Raw genomic sequence first — 1,493 nt, 5'->3', positions numbered from 1 at the left:
TATAGAACCTGTAAAACCAGTATTTTTTATCAAGCAAAGTCCCGAAGTGAAGACTTATATGGTTTCACTTGCAGGTGGCAAATTACATTTAGATCCACATGGTTGTATTCGTCTAAACAGTGATACCAGCCCTTTTATTATCTGGGCTAGTAGCAGCGAGTTAGAATATACAAGTGACGGTAGGATCAGTATTACCAACAAATTTAATAATCATAAAGTTTTTGTAGGTGATGAAATTAGACTTGGTGGAGGCCAGTACCCAACGAAACCTCGATCTATTACTGACCCTATTCCTGATGTTTGCGCTAACCACGGTTATTGGATTGCAGCTCCGCTTTAAAAAGCATTATTTAGGGTCAATCACGCAATAATCTTTGTTTGGTCCGTGACAGTCATTTTTCATGATCCGGACACAGGATTTACCATTACAGTTTTTAATATCTAGGTTATATCTTTGTTCTAGCCAAGCTGCTTCTGCACGACGTTCTTTGATCTCATCAAAACTTGGAATGAATAAAAATATGAAAGAAAGAAAAACCAGTACCAGACTGAGGAAAATTGCACATAACAAGGCAATAAATCTATAGTTTAGTTTATCAGTAGCCTTGTCTAGTTCCTGAATACGTCCTTGAAGGGCGCGTGTAGCTTCCTGATTTGCGTTATTTAGGTTTTTTTTGCTCTGCTCTAATATCCCGCTAGCCACTTTGTTGTAAAACGCCTCTAATCGCTTGTTATCGTCTGCTATGGCTTCCCTGTATTCCTTCATGGATGCCAATAAAATATATAACTGGTCGTCTAAATCATCGTTTTGGTTGCTCATCGTGACCATCCGCCTTTATTCAAATTAGGTGATGCCTTTTGCTCGGCTCGTTTCATTTCTCGCTGTTTTTCCGCTTGGCGTTCTAGCTCTAGGCGTTTGGCTTCTTGGTCTTTTTGCCATTGGTCAAAGCCTTGCTCAACACGGTTAAAGCCACGCTGTAGCGTGGTTTCTTTGTGCTGTTCTTTTTGATTCAGGTATTGGGCGTTGTGCTGTTTTACCTTGTCGTTATAACGGCTGATTTCGGTGCCGATGCCTTTTCTGCGTAATTGAGTGACCGAAGTCCCTTCATGAATCGTGGCTTGCAGTCCGTTGTTCTGATCGGCATAGCTGCGGTGGTCAATTTTTTGCTGTTGTCCTGCTTGTTCCAAAGCGTGATTTGCTAAGTCTGCCCACATTGCCCGAATTTGTTTAATGTCCTCTTGGGTTGTACCCATGTTGAGGGTCTTTCTTTTGGCGTTGCTGAGTTCAATCTCTGCCTTTGTTGTCAAAATCAGATTATTTTCAGGGTCTAATTCAGCCTTTCGGGTGGTCAGCATGATATGGGCATGATGATTTTTATCATTTCCGCCTTTGCTGGGTTCATGGATAGCTAAATCTGCAATCACGCCATAGCGATCAACTAAGGACCTGGCAAAGTCTTTTGCCAAGTCCTTACGTTGATCTGCGTCTAATT

General features: G+C 41.6%; 3 protein-coding genes. 1 reads left to right on the top strand and 2 read right to left on the bottom strand.

Annotated features, from left to right (window positions below):
* Position 1: 1 nt before the first annotated feature.
* Entirely contained in the window at positions 2-340 is a 339-nt protein-coding gene (locus tag FTV31_RS16830; RefSeq protein ID WP_373686999.1) for a hypothetical protein, read from the top strand.
* 6 nt (positions 341-346) lie between these two features.
* Here the strand turns inward: FTV31_RS16830 and FTV31_RS16825 are convergent, their stop codons facing one another.
* Together FTV31_RS16825 and FTV31_RS16820 are read right to left on the bottom strand one after the other, a co-directional pair.
* The gene (locus FTV31_RS16825; protein WP_180015776.1) at positions 347-820 is read right to left on the bottom strand and encodes a hypothetical protein; all 474 of its coding nucleotides are present in this window, start codon (positions 818-820) and stop codon (positions 347-349) included.
* Positions 817-1,493 (bottom strand): MobA/MobL family protein (locus tag FTV31_RS16820; RefSeq protein WP_180015774.1); only part of this gene is annotated, 677 nt, incomplete at its 5' end. The genes FTV31_RS16820 and FTV31_RS16825, both read right to left, overlap by 4 nt.

The sequence above is a fragment of the Acinetobacter sp. YH16031 genome (genome assembly GCF_013417335.1).
Classification (GTDB): Bacteria; Pseudomonadota; Gammaproteobacteria; order Pseudomonadales; family Moraxellaceae; genus Acinetobacter.
The sequence above is the reverse complement of the archived record's forward strand: the minus strand, read 5'-3'. Positions and strand labels throughout refer to the sequence as shown.

Coding starts and splice junctions, on each gene's coding strand:
- FTV31_RS16825 (WP_180015776.1), bottom strand. CDS start 820: ATGAGCAACCAAAACGATGATTTAGACGACCAGTTATATATTTTATTG.